This window comes from Rhizobium sp. X9 (assembly GCF_018873185.1).
In the GTDB taxonomy this organism is placed as follows: Bacteria; Pseudomonadota; Alphaproteobacteria; order Rhizobiales; family Rhizobiaceae; genus Agrobacterium; species Agrobacterium oryzihabitans.
On sequence record NZ_CP071312.1, the window covers coordinates 284,303 to 303,553 of the forward strand.

General features: G+C 56.7%; 15 protein-coding genes. 10 read left to right on the forward strand and 5 right to left on the reverse strand.

Annotated features, from left to right (window positions below):
* Positions 1-24: 24 nt before the first annotated feature.
* The gene (locus JZY08_RS16385; RefSeq protein WP_216332572.1) at positions 25-2,709 is read right to left on the reverse strand and encodes a P-loop NTPase fold protein; all 2,685 of its coding nucleotides are present in this window, start codon (positions 2,707-2,709) and stop codon (positions 25-27) included.
* 330 nt (positions 2,710-3,039) lie between these two features.
* Between JZY08_RS16385 and JZY08_RS16390 the strand changes: the two genes are divergently transcribed.
* The 10 genes from JZY08_RS16390 to JZY08_RS16435 all read left to right on the forward strand — a co-directional run bounded on the left by JZY08_RS16390 (position 3,040) and on the right by JZY08_RS16435 (position 14,740).
* On the forward strand, positions 3,040-4,803 hold the full coding sequence (locus JZY08_RS16390; RefSeq protein ID WP_216332574.1) for a TniQ family protein: 1,764 nt from the start codon (positions 3,040-3,042) through the stop codon (positions 4,801-4,803).
* A 616-nt stretch (positions 4,804-5,419) separates the two neighbouring features.
* A complete protein-coding gene (locus JZY08_RS16395) occupies positions 5,420-5,572 on the forward strand; it encodes a hypothetical protein (protein ID WP_018896465.1) in 153 nt (50 codons plus the stop codon).
* A gap of 701 nt (positions 5,573-6,273) precedes the next feature.
* Positions 6,274-6,765: a hypothetical protein gene (locus JZY08_RS16400; protein WP_216332576.1), complete on the forward strand. Its 492-nt coding sequence runs from the start codon at positions 6,274-6,276 to the stop codon at positions 6,763-6,765.
* Positions 6,766-6,859: 94 nt separating this feature from the next.
* A complete protein-coding gene (locus JZY08_RS16405) occupies positions 6,860-7,027 on the forward strand; it encodes a hypothetical protein (RefSeq protein ID WP_216332578.1) in 168 nt (55 codons plus the stop codon).
* 46 nt (positions 7,028-7,073) lie between these two features.
* Positions 7,074-8,429 carry a Mu transposase C-terminal domain-containing protein gene (locus JZY08_RS16410; RefSeq protein ID WP_216332580.1) on the forward strand — a complete coding sequence of 452 codons (1,356 nt, stop codon included), beginning with the start codon at positions 7,074-7,076 and terminating at the stop codon, positions 8,427-8,429.
* A gap of 98 nt (positions 8,430-8,527) precedes the next feature.
* Complete coding sequence (locus tag JZY08_RS16415; RefSeq protein WP_216332582.1) at positions 8,528-9,247, forward strand: hypothetical protein; 720 nt, start codon at positions 8,528-8,530, stop codon at positions 9,245-9,247.
* Positions 9,240-9,581, forward strand: coding sequence for a hypothetical protein (locus tag JZY08_RS16420; protein WP_216332584.1), 342 nt, complete (start codon positions 9,240-9,242; stop codon positions 9,579-9,581). Before JZY08_RS16415 ends, JZY08_RS16420 begins: the two co-directional genes overlap by 8 nt.
* Positions 9,582-9,621: 40 nt before the next feature.
* Positions 9,622-11,868, forward strand: coding sequence for a DDE-type integrase/transposase/recombinase (locus JZY08_RS16425; protein WP_216332586.1), 2,247 nt, complete (start codon positions 9,622-9,624; stop codon positions 11,866-11,868).
* A complete protein-coding gene (locus tag JZY08_RS16430; RefSeq protein WP_216332588.1) occupies positions 11,861-12,886 on the forward strand; it encodes an ATP-binding protein in 1,026 nt (341 codons plus the stop codon). Before JZY08_RS16425 ends, JZY08_RS16430 begins: the two co-directional genes overlap by 8 nt.
* Before the next feature lie 75 nt (positions 12,887-12,961).
* Positions 12,962-14,740, forward strand: a complete 1,779-nt coding sequence (locus JZY08_RS16435) for a TniQ family protein (protein ID WP_216332590.1) — start codon at positions 12,962-12,964, stop codon at positions 14,738-14,740.
* A 139-nt stretch (positions 14,741-14,879) separates the two neighbouring features.
* Here the strand turns inward: JZY08_RS16435 and JZY08_RS16440 are convergent, their stop codons facing one another.
* From JZY08_RS16440 to odc2, 4 genes are all read right to left on the reverse strand, one after another.
* Positions 14,880-15,863 carry an Abi family protein gene (locus JZY08_RS16440; protein ID WP_216332592.1) on the reverse strand — a complete coding sequence of 328 codons (984 nt, stop codon included), beginning with the start codon at positions 15,861-15,863 and terminating at the stop codon, positions 14,880-14,882.
* Positions 15,864-16,081: 218 nt separating this feature from the next.
* Positions 16,082-16,384, reverse strand: a complete 303-nt coding sequence (locus JZY08_RS16445) for a hypothetical protein (RefSeq protein WP_216332595.1) — start codon at positions 16,382-16,384, stop codon at positions 16,082-16,084.
* A gap of 722 nt (positions 16,385-17,106) precedes the next feature.
* Positions 17,107-17,676 carry a GNAT family N-acetyltransferase gene (locus JZY08_RS16450; RefSeq protein ID WP_216332596.1) on the reverse strand — a complete coding sequence of 190 codons (570 nt, stop codon included), beginning with the start codon at positions 17,674-17,676 and terminating at the stop codon, positions 17,107-17,109.
* A 193-nt stretch (positions 17,677-17,869) separates the two neighbouring features.
* Entirely contained in the window at positions 17,870-19,003 is a 1,134-nt protein-coding gene (gene odc2 / locus JZY08_RS16455) for an ornithine/lysine decarboxylase (protein WP_003500043.1), read from the reverse strand.
* Positions 19,004-19,251: the final 248 nt, after the last annotated feature.

Below are 19,251 nucleotides of genomic sequence, written 5' to 3' on the forward strand. Positions count from 1 at the left end.
GTGAAAGAGCACGGGCGTATCCTCTCAAATCACCTGCTTGGCTATCGACACCATTTCGTCTTCCGCTTTTTCTTGTCCAGTATCGGCATGCGCTGGCTCATCTCCAAGCGCAGCTTTTTCGAACGCTCCAAGGATTTTCTTGATCGAGAAGCTGTCTATGGATCGGCCTGGTAACCGAGTTTGCACAAGTAGACGAAACAGCTGGATCTTGAAGAGTAGCATTCTGACAGCTCGAGGCGACGGCCGTCGTCTGATGGTCCGAAAATAATCCGGAACAAGGCGCTCCAGATCATCAACTTCGTCTGAGGTAAAGCGAACATCGGAATCGGTGAATGGGGGAGGAGTGATTTCTGAACGCCGCTCGGAGAAGTCTGCCTCCATATCCGCGAGACGTTTTCGCCGTTCTTCTGCCTCTTCCGTTGCTTTTTGGCGACGAGATACCAGATCCGGATTAAAATTAAGCCGTTCTTCCGGGCTAAGGTCACTTTCCTGTCGTCTTCTAGCGTTCCTTGCTTTGATCCGTTCGTTTTCCTCGATCCGCCATTTTCGCTCTTCGGCTGTCGGCGGCATGATGGCGTCTGGGATGGTCTGCCGAACGGCTCGAGGGACCTGTCTCGTTGACGGCCCATCGACATCTATCAAAGCCTCCTCGTGATATTCGCCTTTAACTAGCGCGTCATATTCATTGTCGAGAGCTCTCTTCGACTTGTCGGCTTCGGCAGCCTTGTTTCGCTCATCCTCCAGCTGCTCCCGCCTGCGCGCAAGTTCACTCTCCCGAGCCCGCTGTCTGTAGGGTGCAAGATCACTTGATGAAAGGCTCGAAACTACAGCTCCCACTTCGCTATCCTGCAGATTTGCCAGTCGAAGATGGCAGGCGAACAACTTCTCTTTTTGCTCGGCGATGATCTCTTCGCGGGCAATCGATCCCGCGAGTGGAACCGCTCCCAACTCAATGGTTCGTTGTTCAATCAAAAGACGGTACCGCTCAGCGATTGCCAAGCCTAGCATCCTCTCATCGACAAGCATTAAGATTTGCAAGCGCTCACTGAGAGAAGGATCGTCGACGAGAAGCTTCATGTTTTCGATCACATCCAACATTTCGTCTGATGTACAGCGATCGAGATCGTCGACGACCAACAGCATGCGGTTGGGAGACTTCGCGCTCATCAGAAGCCACGGGCCGATCGTCATGCCAAGGGACAGAATTATCCATCCCGCCCAGGTAGCCCAAGAAGTCAATTCGACACACTCGGCTTCGCACCAAGCTTGACTTGGGTTGACGCCCAGTAGTCGTAGCGCGGATGATAACAGTTCGGGGATCATGAGTATCACGCCAGGTTGGGGACCTGGATATGCGATACCAACGCACCAAACGACCGCGACGAAGAATAGCGCGACCAATGGCAATCCTATTGCTCCCCCTGCATCGATCGGGCTAGCACCATCATCAACAGTCCGGGCGGCAACTAATGCCCTTATGTCTTCACCGACCAGCGCGAGCATACCCAAGCTTTCTGGTGACGATGTCAATCTGGCATGCTTGACGAAGAGTTCGCGCACTTTTGCTTGAACTTTAGGGCTGATTGCGGCGATCTGAGTGACCGCACCCACACCGACAAGGGATGTGGCTATCGCAGCGAGTTGCAGTGTAGCTCCAATGGGTATCAGTAGCAGAGCCAGCGCACTCAGCGCACCGACTAACGGCCAGAGGCCGTTTCGAATGTGTGAGGCGCGAACCGCAAGCATGAATTTCCCGAACGGACCGAGATTTGACGCAGCGCAGTCAGCCAAGCTTTTGTAAACATATATCCACGCCTCCGGCGGCGTCCGATATTTCCATGCATTGTGGATCGCGACCTCGTAGCGGAACTGTCCTTTGGTGTCCCTTGATGCCGAATTTGTCGGATTGTCATTCTGTTGAGGCTGAAGGATCGATTTTAAAAGTCCGGTGATTGTCGTTTTGCCACTCCCCCACGGGCCGAAGAGCGCGAAAGTGAACTCCCCTTTAGCCGCACGCAGTATCGTCGCCAATGCCTCGGCATAGTCGTTGACATTTAATGCGAGCTCGTCTTTTTCGGCCTCCCTCTTCATGTGAGGAGCCCGACCCATGCTTGCTTTGGTGCCAGTCTTGAGCGCAGAGATCAAAGCACCCAGGTCACGGTCTTTGATCCGCTCGGCCAAGCCAGTAGTGGGTTCTTCAATGCTACGAAGCACAATATCGGTGATCCTAACGACCCTAAAGGCCGTCAACGTCTCCAATACTCTCAACAGTCCCGGACCGATCTCTACGTCGGACACCATCTCTAGCGGCGGCAGCCGTTCGAATGGATTCATGCTTGGCGACGGCTTCTCGGCATAGAACTCGCGGATCAGTTCGTCGAGTTGACGCGAATGATTGCCAGTTAGAGTACTTCCCCAAGCTTCCAGACGCTGTAGCTCCCCTCCGGGTTCCTCCATAAAGACCCTTGTGCTGTTCTGTAGTTTTCGCGAAATGATAAGGGTGGTAAGGAACACCGTCGTCGTGGAAAGTATGTTTCGCTCGGTCTGTTTCCCCGCCAGGGATCGAACGCTTTCCAGCAAAATATGAGCGCTTTGCTCACTCAAAGCGAGATCGCGCAGAGAGGGAAACCTGTCGAACAAGCGACTGATAAGCGGATCGACTTTCGATCGTATAGCATCGCTCACCTCACCCGCCGCAACTGAAGCCATCCCGTCCCCCCCGATCTCAGAGCGCTTTGTTTGGCTAGCTTAGCGATGATGGCGCGCTTGGAAACGGGGGAAGATAAAGCATTGCTGGCCTTGGTCGCAATTACCCAAATCGGCTACGCAAGGCTTGTAATTCACCATGTTGGCGTCGGCACCACGGCCCTTCAACGAAGCCTCCCCGGCCTGTCTCAATCACCTGTTAAGCCAATACCCCGATACTCTATCGGGACAAAAGCGGTATCGGCTGGCGGCTCGTTGAAATGCCCTGGCTTGACCACAGAACCAAACCACTCGAACGCCGCCTAAACGAGATAAACAACGGCTCTCCCAAGAATGCTAAAAGTCCACATCCACGACGACGAAATCCTGACGAGTTTCGTATCGAGGTCGGCCCGAGCGAATGGCGTCGAGCGGATGCGGTCCTTTTGCATCGACCTCGGTGTGAACCTCGCTAAAATCAAGCTGGGAGACCGTGGCGAGGTAACAAGGCTATCGGAAATCATGGGCGTTTCACCTGATCGCCTCATGCATGCCGCGGTCGAACGAGACCAAGGAACCCGCGTCCGCGTGGGCCGAGAACGGTTTGATAACAGCCGGCTAAGCCGAATGCATCTCCGGTTTTGTCCAGACTGCATTGCAGCCGACCTCGTCAACGATCCGCTCAGTGGACCCTACTACCGATATTGCTGGCTTCTTCCTCAGGTCGTGACGTGCGTAGAACACCGGAGACCGATAATAGAGGCAACCCAGCCGCAGGGACTGGAGACTAACAGCCAAGATTTTTGCGCGATCATCGAACAGCTCAGAAAGCAGACGCCGGCTCTCTTCGATCCGGGGCCCTGCCGCGAGCCGAAGCATTTCGAACTCTACGCGGCAAGGAGACTAGCCGCAGGCGTGCCAGAAAATCCGCATCTGGATGCGCTGCCTCTGGAGACCATTATCGTGATGAGCGAGATCGTCGGAGCGACTATGGCTCATCCCGGCGTGTCGAAACGCGCAATTCCCGCTGAGCAAATGGTGGGAGTCCGAGACCTGGGCTTCGCCGCCATTCATGCCGGACGCCGCGGCTTTATCGAAAGCTTGGACAAAATCGCGTCGCTGGCTCCTGCCGGGAGCTGTTCGCCGCACGGCCTCTACGGCGCCCTCTACATCACTCTAGACCGTAGCCGGTCGCAAAACTCATATGACCTATTCCGCTCTGCAATGGTCGAGCATGCCGCGATCTCTGGCCGGGTTGCGCCAGGCGCATCGATGTTTGGAACAGGCTCATCCTCGGCTGCTTCAAGAGTGCGATCAGTTGCCAATGACGCGGGTGTCGCGATCGACCGCGTAAAGCGTGTCCTAAGAGCTAAAGGCTTGACGGCGCCGGCCGGAGCGGCCGGACTGCTCGATCCAACCGTGGCCGCCGTCGCGAGAGAGCATTTTTTCGACGTTTGGTCATTCAAAGAGGCCCGCGAGTTTCTCGGCTGCAACTTGCGGACTTTCAACACCCTGCTGGCAGCCGGTATTGTCGCCCGCCCGCCGGCGTCATTTCCTCAAGGATTTGTGTCGCGGGCTGCCGTGGTCGATCTAGCCACCCGGCTGCTCGAGAGTTGCACCGTTGATGAAAGTCCGCAAATGGTCGACATCCGTGGTGCTAGGACTGGGGGTGATTCATCGGTTTCCGAAATCATTCAGTACATCCTTGGCGGCAGGCTTCCGTCAGTGGCGACCAAAGCAGGTATGCCAATCCTGGCTGCGCTGAGGGTGAGCGTCGACGAAGTTCGCCAAGCCCACCTACCAGACGGCCATGTCACCGCCGATGCCGCACGGGAGCTACTCAGGCTCAACACTACAGGTTTCGCCGACCTTCTGACTAATGGTTTCATCAAAACAACTCCACTCAAGCATCCCAGAGAGAGCTGGCATGCGGTGCCTTTGGAGGAGATCAAGCGCTTCCGAGCGACCTACATCTCTCTTCAGGAATGTGCGGAGCAGCTCAAGCTGAGCAAGAACGCGATGGCCACCTTGGCAAGGAGAGCGGATTTCGCCGCAGCTTTCCCTTCAAACCTGATTGGGCAAAAAATTTTTTTTAGAGCCGCGATTGGTCAACTATAGTTTAATAATACTTAAATTGCGCAAAATCTCGTGCCGAAGTGAGAATTTCGTTAGACCGCATCTATTAGCATTAACTTGATGTTAAAAATTTAGAGTTACGTTATGTTCTAATTGAGAAAAGTGCCTTTTCCGGGCATTGACGCCCCCCAGGAACGTGATAAAAGTCGCCTCAGATTGAAACAGGAACTCGCAATGAACGCGAACATACGAGTAGAAACGCGGCTATCCGCATAGATCTCTAGTCCGGTTATGTTCGCCGTGACCTGAGGTTACGGTCGGCCCCCAACATTTTTTTAGTACAGTCACAATGGAGGCCATCAAATGCGTAATACTTCAATCGATTTCCCACAAAACCTTACTACACTTGCAATCCGTCGGGCACTTGCTGTCGCCCCGACATCCCGGGAACCCGCGTTTGCTCGCGGCTCGGCGGTATTGCAATACGTTTCCAAGTCGCTTCGCGCTGCAGGGCTCATACGCCTAGCCAGCTAGTCGTCTGGTCACGTAGACCATTCGGCTGTCGAGTTGTTGACCCTCGGGTCAGCGACTACGATGGACTCCCCCCTGCCCTTGGCTACGGGCTGATTTCGTCCAGAAGGACGGGAAAGGCTTACGTATGGACATCTCGTATGTCATCCAAATCCTGCACGAGCGCCGCAAGGGACATGATATCCTTGCGCTGCCTTTCGAGCGCAAAACCCGTTTCGCGCAACCGGACGCCATGAAGTCGCGCCGCGTTGTCAAAAAGCGCACGGGTGAGGATTCCTAACAACCTCCAACTCTCAGGGCGAAAGCCCATTCTGTAATCTGCGGGCGCGCCTCGGTCACGAGTGTGCGGGAGGACGCCTGCGCCTTGACGGAAGGAATCCGAATGTCGAACCGTGCCAAAAAACCGCGGAACCGTGGTCGTGTGTCTGCGCAATGCGCGAAGGGTGGATCCATTACCGCTCGATGGGAGAGCTGGGTGTTTCTGGATCCGGCCTTCACGGATAGCGAAGACACTTTCGAAGGTGCCGACTATCGCAAGGCCGCGACGTCGCTTCGTCTCGAGAGAGACTTCTAACCCACAACCGCCATACGGCGCTAGCGCCTGTGTATCAAATCAGACGCGCCTCGGCGACGAGCGTGCGAGGGCGTCTGCGACTCTTCGAAAGGAGCCCAACGTGTTGAACGGCAGCAAAAACAAATACCCGCTGAACTCGACAGCCGCGCACCTGCGCCAACCTGTCATGCGCGGCGAGATCGAACGTCTCTTTCAAGGCGTGGAGACTTCTTATTTCACCAATGATCGGCTCGATGTCGAGCCAGGCCAAGTCGCGCCATATGGTGCGTGTGTGAAGCAGGTTCAGGAAATGGACGAATACGTCTCGGATTATATTCGCGCGCTCCGATGGATGCACACCGCCTCGACTGTCAATCGTTCGAGCCCCGCTCCACTGTCCGCAACTTTGATCGCAAAGGAGAATGATTATGTCGTTGGGTCCAACGAAGTCCTGCTTCAACGAGGTCGATCGCATCATGCTGGATGGGCGCGCGGTTCGTCATCACATCGCCTCGCAGGATGGCACTCTGGTGCAGTTTGACGGTGATGATCCGCGTGAGGTTTTTGAGCTGAGCTGCAGGGATCTGGGCGACCACCTCCGCACTCTCCGTTTGGCGATGCACAAGGATTACTACAAACTGGTCAAGAGTGGGGTGCTTTCGACTTTTTCGAATGATCAGGTGGCGTACTTTAGACGCCATGCCTGTTCGGTCTTCAGCGTCACGAGGCCAACTGTGCGCCAGGTCTACCGAGAGATGCAAGCCCACCACCGATGGAGGATGGAACGCGGCGAGCCGATCTTTGAGCTTTGCTCGGAGCGAGCATTTCATCGGCTCGTAGATGAGATGCGGCGGAGCGCTAATGAAACAGCGCGGCTCATGGCGGCGTCCACGCCGATGATCGAGACGCGGTCCAACTAAACCGAACAAGGCATTCTGCCTAATCCCTGCAAGCAGACGTACCTCGGAGACGAGCGTGCGCAGGACGTCTGCGGCCGATCGAAAGGAAGTCAACATGACTGACATGAGCAAGAGCAAACGGAAATCGGCGGCGGCGGCACCCTCAGTGCGCCCCAAGGTAGAACCCTACGCGGTCAAACCCGACCAATCGTCGAAGCTCATCACCGTCGCATTCAACGAGTACTCTCGATCGATTTGCGGCCTGCTTCTGCACAAGAACTGACACTACGCCCGTCACAATGAAATCTATCCCAACAAGGAGACCGTAAATGTCTACTCGTCGCACTAAACTTCTGGTCAGCGCAAACGACCGTGTAACTCTCGACTGCCGTCATCATCGTTACCTCGATGAGTTCACGGACGGCATCCTGGTGGAGTCGGATGACGATGGTCCGCGCACCGTGATCGCCCTGACGTGGACCGATCTCGAGCAGCGCCTGCACAGCCGCCGCTTGATTGTTCACAAGGGCTACTATGGCACGAAAGGAAAGGCGCCGGTCGGAAAAACCATGCGCTCTGAAGAGGCAGAACTCGTGCCCACTCCGTCGTTTCCGCAGAGCTTGCGCAAAGGCCTGGATGTCCGTCCCATGGACATTTTGGAAATGGACGATGGCAGAATCGATGTTCGCCGCGTCGGACTGAACCTGGGGTTCTGGAACCGCTTGCATCCTGAGGTTCAAGCGCGCCTCGGACAGGTACCTTTTGTATGGGCAACTGCTGCCATGGACGCATGTACCCGCTTGCTCTGCGGGATTCATCTGAGCGTTGACGTCCCCAGCGTAGCCAGCGTGATCTCGACGTTGGCGATGGCCGTACGTGAAAAAGGCGCCGAGAAGCTCCTTCACTGCGGCCGCGCAAATTCGTTTCAAAGGGGCCGCCCGGGCCAAGTGCACATCGATGGCGCACCGCCGTATCACTCTGCGGCATTCGTTGGGGCGGTTATCGGTCTGACCGGTAACGATCCTATCCCGAGCAATCAACATCCGCACCTTCGCGCACGCGTAGAGCGTATGTTCCGCTCGCTGACTTCCGCTCGCTTCGGTTCGCTTCCGGACGTGGTTGGGAACAGCATCCTGCTGGTCGAGAACTACGATCCGGCAAAGCACTCGCATCTCACGAACAATGAGTTGCTTGACCAGTTCGCTCATCTGCTTGTCGAGCGCTACCACAACATTCCGCACCGCGCGTTGGATGGCCAGACGCCGTTGGAATGCTGGCTTCAGATGTCCTGCGAGGGAGAAGGCGTGCCGCCTCCGCCGTCGAAGGGAGAGTATCACGACCTCTTCGGAATCAAGCTGCGCCGCCATGTGACAGCACGCGGCATTTCGATCCTCGGGATCGAATACCGCTCGGATCACCTTGAGGGCCTGCGGGTGTGGCAGCACCGCGTTGAGGTTGACGTCAGCCTGGACGAAAGCGACATGTCTGCGATCTCGTTCCGCGATCCCCGCGATGGACACTGGCACGAAGCCCGTGCCGGGCTTGAGGGGCTCGAGACCGTCGCGTTGAACGAGTGGATGGACACTGTCCATCTCGTCACCTCCCGCTTCGAGCAGCCTGCCAATATCAACCGAAAGGTCGTCGCTGCTTTGAATGAACTCAAGGGGCGTGCCGCAAACCTCTAACCCGACTTCCCCGGGCGTTTAGCCCTCCCGGAAACTGCAGGCGTACCTCGGACACGAGCGTGCGGAGGACGCCTGCGCCCAATCGAAAGGAAAGCAGCATGTCGGACGGTCGTAAGTATCCCAAGCTGATCATCGGTGGACGCGACATCACCCTGCGTCAAAAGCCAGGCGCAAAACCCGTCGAAGAACGCAAGAGCATCGTCTCCAACCGGGTCACAATGGCGTTCCGTGATGGAACCGCACACCGTCTTGAGAGCGAGCTCGAGACCGGCGCCATGGAGCTGTTCAACGCCAACCAGAACGTGGTTGCCATCCGTACGCAGTTCGGCCCGATCCCGTTTCGTCGGGAGGGCAAGAACCGCGAGCATTATGCGGATATCTGCGTCGACTTCCGGAATGGCTGCCGCAATTTGTACGCGGTTCGCAACGAGGCCAACATCGGCGATCTCAAGATCGAGCTTGAGCTGATCCGCACGCAGACGCTGCGCCAGTACGCCCACGGCCTGCATCTCCTGACGGAAGCTCAAATCACGAAGCCCGAAATCTACCGCGCCCGTGAGATGGCCCGGGCGACGAAGTTGCGGAATTCCGAGAAGACGGAGTGGGTCATCGATGCACTGAGGGCGCTTGGCGGCTCCGCTGTCATCTTCGATCTCGCCACGTATCTCGGAACGAAACTTGTCTTCGCCGAGCTTTGGACGGCGATCTGGGCCCTCTTCCACGATGGCTTGATCCGTCACGTCCACCCTAATCCGGCCGCGGCCGTGATTACCCGTCTGTCCCGAATCCGCATCGTAAAGGAGAATGCAGATGTCTGAGAGAGTGTCGAAATCCTTGGCCAATGGGGTCGACAGCTTCGACCCCAACCCGCGATCCTATCGCCTCGAGGACCGAAAGGATCATGCGGTCGAAGGGGTCAAAAAACGCGTGCCTTCCGCACTGTCGCGGGAAACGAGTTCTCAGGCCGTTTGCGATGCTCGGTTCCCGCAGGCGCAAACCGGGTGTGGCGGATCTAGCCTCCCTACCGCGTTGCTCAAGCAACTCTGCGAGAAGATCGAAACGCGGAACCTCGCGAAACAGAAAGTCGACCGCCGCTACTCCCTAAGCCAGCGCCAACTACGCCGCTGGCTTGAGCGCCAACCGCAATCCTAGCCCGGTCTTCACCGCAGCCATACCGAAAAGGAGAATGCCCATGTCTAAGAAGTACACCAAGTTCAAAGCGAACCAAGATGACGCGTACACACTCGACGAACGTCCGTACCGCTTCGAGCGGCCGTATGAACACGGCATCGTAATCGGCTCCATCGACGATAAGCCGAAAAATGTGGTCGCCATGAGTTGGCAGGACATCGACGGCTACATCCGCACGTTCCGTCTCCAGATCGAGAAGGGGTACTATTCGGCGGAGAACGCCATCAAGCGTGCCAACGAGCGCAAGTCGCCTGTGGTGTCGCACGAGGTCACTTTTCGCCAGGTTCTCGTAGCTAGCTTTCTCGAAGAGGAAGCTGAGGGCGGCGGCGTCGATGCCATCAGCCGCTCGGACGCGAAGATCAAAAAGTTCTACGCCAAGTTCAAAATCAATAACAAGCAGCTCGTCGAGGACGCCCGCGACGAGCTCAAAAAGAAAAAGTCAAAACGCGAACTCTTCGTGAGCCGCAGGCAGTTCTGCCGTTGGATCGAGCGTTTTGAGAAAAATGCGCGCAATGCGGATTCCCTGATGCGCCAGAACAAGGGAAGCACCTCTTACGGAAGCCGCTTCACGCCTGAGCAGCTTGACTACTACTCCAAGTTCGTGCGCGGGTATCTGAACCAGAACCAGCCGACAGTCCGAGCGGCCTACAATATGATGCTGGTAGATGTCGTCGCCCGCGAGGCCGCCAACGAGCCGTTCGTTGAGCCGTGTTCGGAAAGCACATTCCTCCGTTTGGCCCGTGAGATGGACGATCGCGACGTCGATTTCGCGCGTCACAAGGACAAACATCGCATCCAGCGAAAGTACATGCTTTCGGGCAAAGGCCTTCAGCCAAAGTATGCGATGCAAATCCTCGAGATGGACGAGCACAAGCTCGACCTAATCCGCGTCTCCAAAAACCTGGGCATCTGGCAACGACTGCACGAAGATGTCCAGGCGCAATTGGAGTTGAAATCCCGCGCCTGGGTTTCGGTCGCGATGGACGCCTTCTCGCGCTCAATTTGCGGAATCCGCGTGCTTCCCGGTGAACCGGAAGCGGCCGAAGCAGTAGCTACGTTGGCGATGGCAGTCCGCAATAAGCAACACGAGACGGCGCTTAGCGGTGGGCATATCGAATGGCCGCAGTGCGGCCGCCCCGACGCCGTGCACACGGATGCCGGCGCCGCATATGTCTCGGCCGACTTCCAGCGCGCGGTGATCGGGCTGACGGGCAAGCACCGCATTCCTCCGTCCAAGCACCCGCATCTGCGCGGGCGGGTTGAGCGCTTCTTCGGGACGCTCAATTCCCGCTACATGCATCTGTTCTCTGGACGTACTTACTCGAACGTTCTGATGAAGGACAAATACGATCCCGCAAAACACGCTCACCTCACGCACATGGAGCTGACTGAGCTTCTGATCCGGTTGATCGTAGTCTGCTACCACAACACGCCACATCGATCGCTGAATGGTGAGACGCCGCTCGAGCGCTGGTACCGCTCGTCCCAACAGGATGCCGAAGTGGCTCCTCCCCCCACGCAGGCCGAATACCGCGACATCTTCGGCATTCAGATGAAGCGCAAGGTTGGCAATAACGGCATCACCATCCTTGGTCTCGACTATCGCTCTCCTAAGCTCAGCGCCGTGCAGGAGTATCAGTACAACATCGAACTCAATGTGCGCATCAACGACCAGAATATGTCGGCGATCTCTTTCGAGGATCCGCGCGACGGCAAGTGGTACGACGCCCAAGCGACCTTCGAAGGGCTCGATAACGTTCCCCTGTCGGACTGGATGGAGACGGTCCGCTTCGTCGTTGCTAACCACGGTCCCAAGGCGCGCAACGCACGCCGCGCCAAGGAGCTTGTGCTGAAGACCTTGGCGGACGTCGTCAAAGCGAGCGAGAGCTCGCGCCTTGCGGCAAACGTTGGCTCGCCGCTTCAGAACGAAGCTCGCATCCTCGAGTTCGAGAAGAAGAACAAGGCGATCTACGAATACTCGCGTCACCTCTGGATCGACTTCGGCAATGACGGCGGCGAAGTCGCCGCATCGGCCGACGGCGTTCAGGCTCGCGACAACGATCCGATGAACCCCGTGGGCGATTTCAGCTCAGAGGGCTTCATCGACCCGCAGTCCAAGACTGCCAAGACCAAGAAGGCCACCCAGGCCCGCAAGCATGCGCCTGCCGCCCCGACTGACGACGACGAAGAGATCGATATCTCCGCCGTGATCCTCGAAACCAACAAAAAGGATGGTTCCCATGACTGATGCCTTCGCTGCACCCCTCAATGCAGGCCTTGAACATATCCGCGCAACCGTAACCGATAAGGTGGCGGAAAAATCCGCCCTCGTTCGCAACCTGGAGGAGTTCCACGTCAGTACCCGGTACGACAAGCTTCTCACTCTGGAAGTCGACAAGCTCCTCGCTACCATCCTGAGCGGCAGCGCGGTGGAAGGCTACGCTCTCGCTGTCGTCGGGAAGTCCGGCGCCGGGAAAACCCACGCAATCAATCACGCGCTCGACGGCAACCCCGCCTTCAAGCCGTTCTACGTCGGTGTGAACGAGTTGCAGATCTGCATGCGTGTTCGCACCCCTCCCGTGTGCAACACGAAGTCGCTCGGCGTCGCCATCTTGCAGCACGTGGGATACCCGCTCTCGCGTACAAAGCTGAACGAAATCGAGATCTGGCGCTTGGTCCGCGAACAGCTCAAGCGCCGGGAAATCCGCATCATCTACCTCGATGAGGCCCAGCACGTACTCAAGAGCAAGAAGAATGTGATGGAGGTCACTGACACGATCAAGTCGTTGATGCAGGACCCCACGTGGCCAATCTGGATCATCATGAGCGGCATTCCGCAAATGCTTGAGGTGATCGAGGGTGATGGTGACCATCAGCTTGCGCGTCGCTCGCGCGTCGTCCGCATCGGCGATCTGGAGGAAAAGGACTTTCCGACGATTCTCGCCATCGTCAACGAGATCGCATCGGATGTCTCCTTCAAAGTCGGCTTCCCGCTCAACAAAGGCTTTGTTCGCCGGATGGTTCACGGAGGGATGTCGCTTCAGGGCATGGTCATCCAGTTGATCAAGCTCTCCATCGAATCCGCGATCTGGGACCCGGCGGAATCTCAGAGCCGTACGTTGCGCTATGACCACTTCGTCGAAGGCTACCGTCGCCTGTGTGACTGCGACGACGACACCAACGTCTTCCTGGCCAAGGAGTGGCAGAAGATCGTGCGTGAAGTCAATGAAGAAGGAAAGCTGACCACCGAGCTCGTGGGCAGCTAAGTCTCGACGTTTTCTTCCCGGCGGCGTTTCGCCGGGAAGTTTCTTTCGAAGTCAATTAAAGCAAGGACTGCGTTTATGACTGGCATTCTCCAAGTTCCGCTCTTCTCCGACGAAACACTTCCGAGTTGGGTTGCAAGGCTTGCGCGGGCGAACGGAAAGCTCCGTGCGTCGTCGTTTTGTACAGACATCGGATTGAACTACGCACGGTTGTTGGTCGGGCGACCAGATGACATCGAAAAGCTTGCCAAAGTGACGGGCCGCGATGCAGCCGATTTGACTACACATGCCCTGGTGTTCGACGAAGGTCATAGAATCAACTTTGCTGGACAAAGCTTCTTCAAGAGCTTCGTGCGCAAGCATCAGCTCGCATTTTGCCCTCGCTGCTTCGCCTCGGATGATGCCCGCCCTGAAGGCCATTTGGACACCCGTCGATATTGGCGCATGTCATGGCTGCTCAATGAAGCTACGGTTTGCACACACCACGCATGCCGCCTTGAACTGCTTGAACAGCACAATCAGAGCCAAGACTTCGGTCAGGTACTCGAGCAAAACAGCGCCATCATCGCCTGTCACATGGCGTCCCCGGTTCCTGCGGAACCCATGCTCCTCGACCACTTTGTTGCCGAACGTCTGGCGGGACATATCTCGCATGGGCAGCTGCTGGATCAGACACCACTCGGTGTGGCGATCCATACAGCGCGTTATCTCGGTGTCGCCTTTGTCTACGGGGCGAAGCAAAGCGTTTCCGAGCTCACGGACGAAGATGTTGCCCATGCCGCCAATAAAGGACTGCACGCGTTGCGAGCCGGCGCCCAGGGTGTCTGTGCACTGCTCGACGAAATTGTCGACCCACGGGCCACGACGTTGTCATCCGCGTACGGCAGGCTTGCCGGCTATCTGCGTTCTCGCAACGACGATAGCTACAAGGTGTTCGAGGAAATTCTACTGGAGCACGCCAGCCGCCGCTTCTTCATTTACGGCAACACGATGCTCGACCGAAACACGACGTGGACGACTGTGAAGGAAATCATGAAGGCCACCGGTTTTACCCGTGCGCAGGTAATCACGCGCCTTTACCAAGCGGGGATCATCTCAACAAATAAAGCAGAGGCCGTTCCGGCGAGCGCACTGCAGCTGTTTGCCGCGGAACCGGACAACCTCGTCAAGGCGAAGGCAGCCTTGGAGATCATCGGCTGCGACAAAAATTTCCTCGATTTGCTCGTCGAAGCTGGTCTCGTGAAAGCTGCATACGAACCGGGCCGGAAAGCAACAGGGAGGACGGCTTTTCAGCTTAATTTCCTAAAAAGTGAACTGGTGGCATTCCGGAAATCAGTGGAGGACAAAGCGCAGTCCCCGGCATCTGCGGATATGATCTCACTTCGACAAGCCGCCTTTCGAACCGGAGTACCGAAGACCGAGATCATTGCTAAAATTCTTTCGGGCGCTTGCACGAGGGTGGCGTTGAGCGGCGAGCAGTTGCTCGCTGACAACCTCTTGGTCGACCCGTCAGAACTCCGATCGGGAGATGGACAACAAGTAGGTATCGGGGAAGCCGCCCGCATCCTCGACGTCATTCTACCGACGATGTCGAAGCTTGTCGAATATGGCGTTATCCCTCATGGCGTCGATCTTACTAGACCTTACAAGTCGGGCCAGAAGGTCGTTGTTCGTCAGGACATCGCAGCATTTGCCGAGCGGTATGTTTCGGTAAGGCATCTCGTGAAGGAGACCGGTCTCGACAGAAATCTGATCCAGGCCAAGATGAAACCTGCGAACGTCCGCCCGGCGTTTCCTCGCAACCAATTCAAGACGCTCTTCATTTTGAAGTCCGAGGTCGGGCGGTTGTTCGAGTAGCCGATCTCGATAGACGAGCATTACGTTCGTCATTTTACTAGAAACGATCTAGCTGTACGCCTACCAGCGACAATCCGTAGCTTACGCTTGGGGCTGAACTAACTGGAGTGCCTCTGCGCTCATTTTTCGCCCCAACGGATCAATCGAAAAAGAGCTTTTCCGTTTCCCAGTTTTCGGGGAAACCCATTGATGACCGCATCGTGAGGGAGACAGGATGATTTTGGAACAAGGCAAGTACTTCTGGACCGATAGCGCCATGACCCAGTTTTCTCAATATTTGCTGCATCGCCGCTAAAGCGGTGTAGAGGCGGTTCAGCTGATCTTCAATTTTTCTACCGTCATGCGAAAGAACTTTGACGAGAGGGATCGCCTTATCTAACACCTGTTTGATGGCGTCAGGTGCCTTTATGTTGCGATTGAACAGCCGCCCATGGTGTCCACAGTGGTTACGGACTTCATGGATCACGCTCAGCCAGTTGCAAAGCTTGCGGAATTTGGAGACGCCCAAATCGCGAGACGAAACTCGGTCGAGTTTGAAAGCACTTATTGCGGTGTCTTCTATGCTTCTCAGCGTTGAGCTGAGATTTCCGAACGACATGAGTTCGATTGCTACCCACCCCGGGGGCATATCACTGAGGAACTTGCAAAACTCGTTGTAGTAGTTCGTCTTGTAATGTAGGGCATACTCTTCGTGCGAATTCAAAAAGATAGCCCGTACCTTTCCAACGGTGACGCTGTAGTCGACGTTTCCATGGCCGAACAGCTCGGAATTGATGTACCAGAACGGGTTCGCCGTCGCTGTTGCGATGGCATGATTGATTCTTGCCCGCACACCGACCTCAATCTTTGAGACGAGGGAAAATATGAGTGTTCGGAGGTTTTCGTCGAACTTGTACAGTTGCCAAGCATCTTCGAACGTTGCCCCCGCATTGAACCGTTTGTCTGGAGAGCCACCATCCCGAAACGGGAGCAGATACGCCTTGAACCTGTAGTATCCGACGCTTTCAATCAGTTTAATCGCCGCTGCCCTGTCTCCGAATCCAAGGCCCCTCGCTAGCAACGCGTCACACTGCTGCGTTGTTGATGTTGGCAGTTTGCGATATGGAACTAATTGTTTTGCCACAGACGAAAAAAGCCCCCACGCTTACGACTAACCTTTTGGGCTAATCTGGTGGAGGCCATTGATAACTCCAAACCTACTCCAGATGCTGGAATTGTCAAGGATAAAAGTAAAGATAAAATGAGGCTCCGTACGCCTCGTCTATCCCGGACATCTCTTCATACGTTCTCGCTCTCCGGGCATATGATTCCGGCAGCTCTTTTTGTGCTCCCCACATTAGATCAAACGGGCCATTCCGTTTCACCATTGACCACGCGCTCGAGTAGTTTCAGCGCCTCGTCAGCCGGAAGGTCGTGGGTAACTCTGGCACTTGCCAGTCGTGCCGCGAAGTGTGCGGCAGCAAGAGCCTCCATTCGGCGATCCTGCGCTTCAAAACGGGGCCGGAAATATTCCTGAATAGCCTTAATGCTCGGTGGGAGTTCCGCGGCCTTCGCGGCGTCGAGGTATCCCGCTCCGCTGTTCGACTGTCTGCCGCTATTCTCGTCGGGTTGGTCGTCTTGATCGACGTGAAAATTGTTCGCCATAGGTGGTCTCCTTTGGTTCTTTTTAGACCAAGTCATATGATCGAACCGTTCGCGCGGGAGGTAAATATAGGCTTAAATGTGGGCCGATGTGGCTGACGATTTTCGATTCACCCTAATTCTTTAGGTTCGGCAAAGGCGGAAACATCTAGCTGTAACCGTCGCTCAATCCATTCGTCTAACAAGTTCAAGTGTTGTCCGCTTTTTAGGTGGGGATTAGCAATCCGTTCTTAACAGCACACTGTCGATATAGGTCACCAGCTGAATGCCGTTCGCAGAGTTGCACGGGCGAGCATTCCCTGACGCACATGTTCTGTGATCACGGCGCGATATCAACTGCCGACTCAAGACGGGACAGTCCTTGTCTCACCTAAGCGACCCCGCGCATCGCTATACCCCCGCTACACCTCTCTCGATCGGAGGAGCGCCCCTCACGTCGAAGCGTGATATCCGTTCGAATTCCCTAGTTTCGGCGCCCAGAATTTGCCATCAAATACAGATACTTACTTCGTTGGGTCATTTCCAGTTGCTTCTCGGGACATTCTTAGACGACGCGCGGGTACCAAAAACCCGTATAAGTGGGGCATTTTCTGTGCTTCCCCACAGATTGCCGGCGCGTAAAGATGACCTCACGTCCCGGAAGTGCGCAAGAACGTAGTGAACACCGACCCGCCAAATGAAAACCCCGGCCTTTCAGCCGGGGCAATATTTCAACGGAAATCGTCTCAGGCAAAGAGCCGGCGGCCGCTCGCAACCAGCATGCCGGCCGCACCCTCCAGCCATCCGGCCTTCAACTCCAGCGCCAGGAAACGGCTGCGCTCGAATGGGCCCGGCATGATCAGGTGCTGCGCCTTGTCGGCGAAAAAGCCGAAACGCTCGTAATAGGGCGCGTCCCCCACCAGGAGGATGGCGCCGTGACCGCGTTTGGTGACTTCGGAGATCGCCGCGCGCATCAGCGCCGAGCCAATGCCTTTGCCCTCATGGGCAGCATCGACGGCCAGCGGGCCGAGCAGCAGCGCTTCAACCGCGCGTCCTTCGCGCGAAATGCCGGCTTCGACATTCCACAGGCGTACCGTGCCGATGACATGACCATCCTCATCGCGAGCGACGAGCGCCAGACCTTCGGCCGGAACCCGGCCGGCGCGCAGCTTTTCGGACGATTTGCGGCGGCGGCCAGCGCCCATGGCGCGGTCAAGCAGGTTTTCACGGGCAACGACATCGCCCGGATTTTCCTGATCGACATGAAATGTCTGCGGCGTGAAAAATGCCCGTACCGAATTCAAAAGAGCGGCCATCCTTGGCCTCCCGTCACACAACCGCCCACACGCGGCCCTTGATGAAAAAATGGTGGAGCCGTTCCGGCCCGCCGACACGCTTTCCTCGGCTGGAAGAGGAGCAGCAAGCAGGGATTTGCGCAACAGCACAATCGGCAGGGCCGGAACGGAAGCTTGGTCGAGACGCCGCCCTTTTCAGCGGGCGGCGCTCGGATCAGATGACGTAGGCTTTCAGCGGCTCGAAACCGTTGAAGGCAACCGCGGAGTACGTCGTCGTATAGGCACCGGTGCCTTCGATCAGAACTTCGTCGCCGATCGTCAGAGAGACCGGCAGCGGGTACATGTTCTTTTCATACAGCACGTCGGCGCTGTCGCAGGTCGGACCGGCCAGAACGCAGGGCTGCATCTCGTCCTGATCGCGCTCGGTGCGGATCGGGTAACGGATCGCCTCATCCATCGTCTCGGCGAGACCGCCGAACTTGCCGATGTCGAGGAACACCCAGCGGTGGTTGTCGTTGTCGGACTTCTTCGACACGAGGACGACTTCCGCCTTGATGACGCCGGCATTGCCCACCATGCCGCGGCCCGGCTCGATGATCGTCTTCGGGATCTGGTTGCCGAAGTGCTTGCGCAGCGCCGTGTCGATCGCCTGGCCGTATTCTTCGGCAGCAGGAACGTCGCGCAGGTACTTGGTCGGGAAACCGCCGCCCATATTGACCATCTGCAGGTGAATGCCCTGCTTGGAAAGCGATCCGAAGACGCGCTTGGCATCGGCGAGCGCCGCATCCCATGCGTCGAGATTCATCATCTGCGAACCGACGTGGAAGGAAACGCCGTAGGATTCGAGACCGAGCTGATGTGCGTAGACGAGAACATCGACAGCCATCTGCGGTACGCAACCGAACTTGCGCGACAGCGGCCATTCGGCACCTTCGCCATCCGTCAGAACGCGGCAGAAGACGCGCGCGCCAGGAGCGGCACGTGCAACCTTCTCGACTTCCTCGTGGCTGTCCACGGCGAAGAGATCGATGCCGAGCGCATAAGCGCGGGCGACATCGCGTTCCTTCTTGATGGTGTTGCCGAAGGAAATCCGGTCGGACGTCGCACCCGCATCGAGCGCCATCTGGATTTCAGCCACGGAGGCGCAATCGAAGTTGGAGCCGAGCGAAGCGAGCAGCTTCAGGATTTCAGGAGCCGGGTTCGCCTTGACGGCGTAGTAGATCGCGCTGTTGGGCAGCGAGTGCCGGAACGCGTTGAAATTGTCGCGCACGACGTCGAGATCGACCACAAGGCAAGGGCCTTCGGGACGTCGGGTCTTGATGAAGTCGAGAATGCGTGCAGTCGTCATCGATATATTCCCTATAAACCGGCTCCGGAAAATCCGGAGGACAAAGGACGCTCGAGATATGCATACGAATCAGCCGGTGGAGGCGCAGATTCGATAGCATACGCTCAAGGCGCGAATGTGAACGACGCCCTGCCAGAGCATCATTCGGCTTTGTCTGCCATCGATTGGAGGGATTGACCCGACCGCACTTCAGGCAATGATGGTGTGCCTCTTCAGTACCCCGGCTGATGGAAAGCCGGCAGAGAACC

What these genes read in the sequence shown, in the direction of transcription:
- JZY08_RS16385 (WP_216332572.1), bottom strand. Translation starts at nt 2,709, where the DNA reads ATGGCTTCAGTTGCGGCGGGTGAGGTGAGCGATGCTATACGATCGAAA.
- JZY08_RS16390 (WP_216332574.1), top strand. Translation starts at nt 3,040, where the DNA reads ATGCTAAAAGTCCACATCCACGACGACGAAATCCTGACGAGTTTCGTA.
- JZY08_RS16395 (WP_018896465.1), top strand. Translation starts at nt 5,420, where the DNA reads ATGGACATCTCGTATGTCATCCAAATCCTGCACGAGCGCCGCAAGGGA.
- JZY08_RS16400 (WP_216332576.1), top strand. Translation starts at nt 6,274, where the DNA reads ATGTCGTTGGGTCCAACGAAGTCCTGCTTCAACGAGGTCGATCGCATC.
- JZY08_RS16405 (WP_216332578.1), top strand. Translation starts at nt 6,860, where the DNA reads ATGACTGACATGAGCAAGAGCAAACGGAAATCGGCGGCGGCGGCACCC.
- JZY08_RS16410 (WP_216332580.1), top strand. Translation starts at nt 7,074, where the DNA reads ATGTCTACTCGTCGCACTAAACTTCTGGTCAGCGCAAACGACCGTGTA.
- JZY08_RS16415 (WP_216332582.1), top strand. Translation starts at nt 8,528, where the DNA reads ATGTCGGACGGTCGTAAGTATCCCAAGCTGATCATCGGTGGACGCGAC.
- JZY08_RS16420 (WP_216332584.1), top strand. Translation starts at nt 9,240, where the DNA reads ATGTCTGAGAGAGTGTCGAAATCCTTGGCCAATGGGGTCGACAGCTTC.
- JZY08_RS16425 (WP_216332586.1), top strand. Translation starts at nt 9,622, where the DNA reads ATGTCTAAGAAGTACACCAAGTTCAAAGCGAACCAAGATGACGCGTAC.
- JZY08_RS16430 (WP_216332588.1), top strand. Translation starts at nt 11,861, where the DNA reads ATGACTGATGCCTTCGCTGCACCCCTCAATGCAGGCCTTGAACATATC.
- JZY08_RS16435 (WP_216332590.1), top strand. Translation starts at nt 12,962, where the DNA reads ATGACTGGCATTCTCCAAGTTCCGCTCTTCTCCGACGAAACACTTCCG.
- JZY08_RS16445 (WP_216332595.1), bottom strand. Translation starts at nt 16,384, where the DNA reads ATGGCGAACAATTTTCACGTCGATCAAGACGACCAACCCGACGAGAAT.
- JZY08_RS16450 (WP_216332596.1), bottom strand. Translation starts at nt 17,676, where the DNA reads ATGGCCGCTCTTTTGAATTCGGTACGGGCATTTTTCACGCCGCAGACA.
- odc2 (WP_003500043.1), bottom strand. Translation starts at nt 19,003, where the DNA reads ATGACGACTGCACGCATTCTCGACTTCATCAAGACCCGACGTCCCGAA.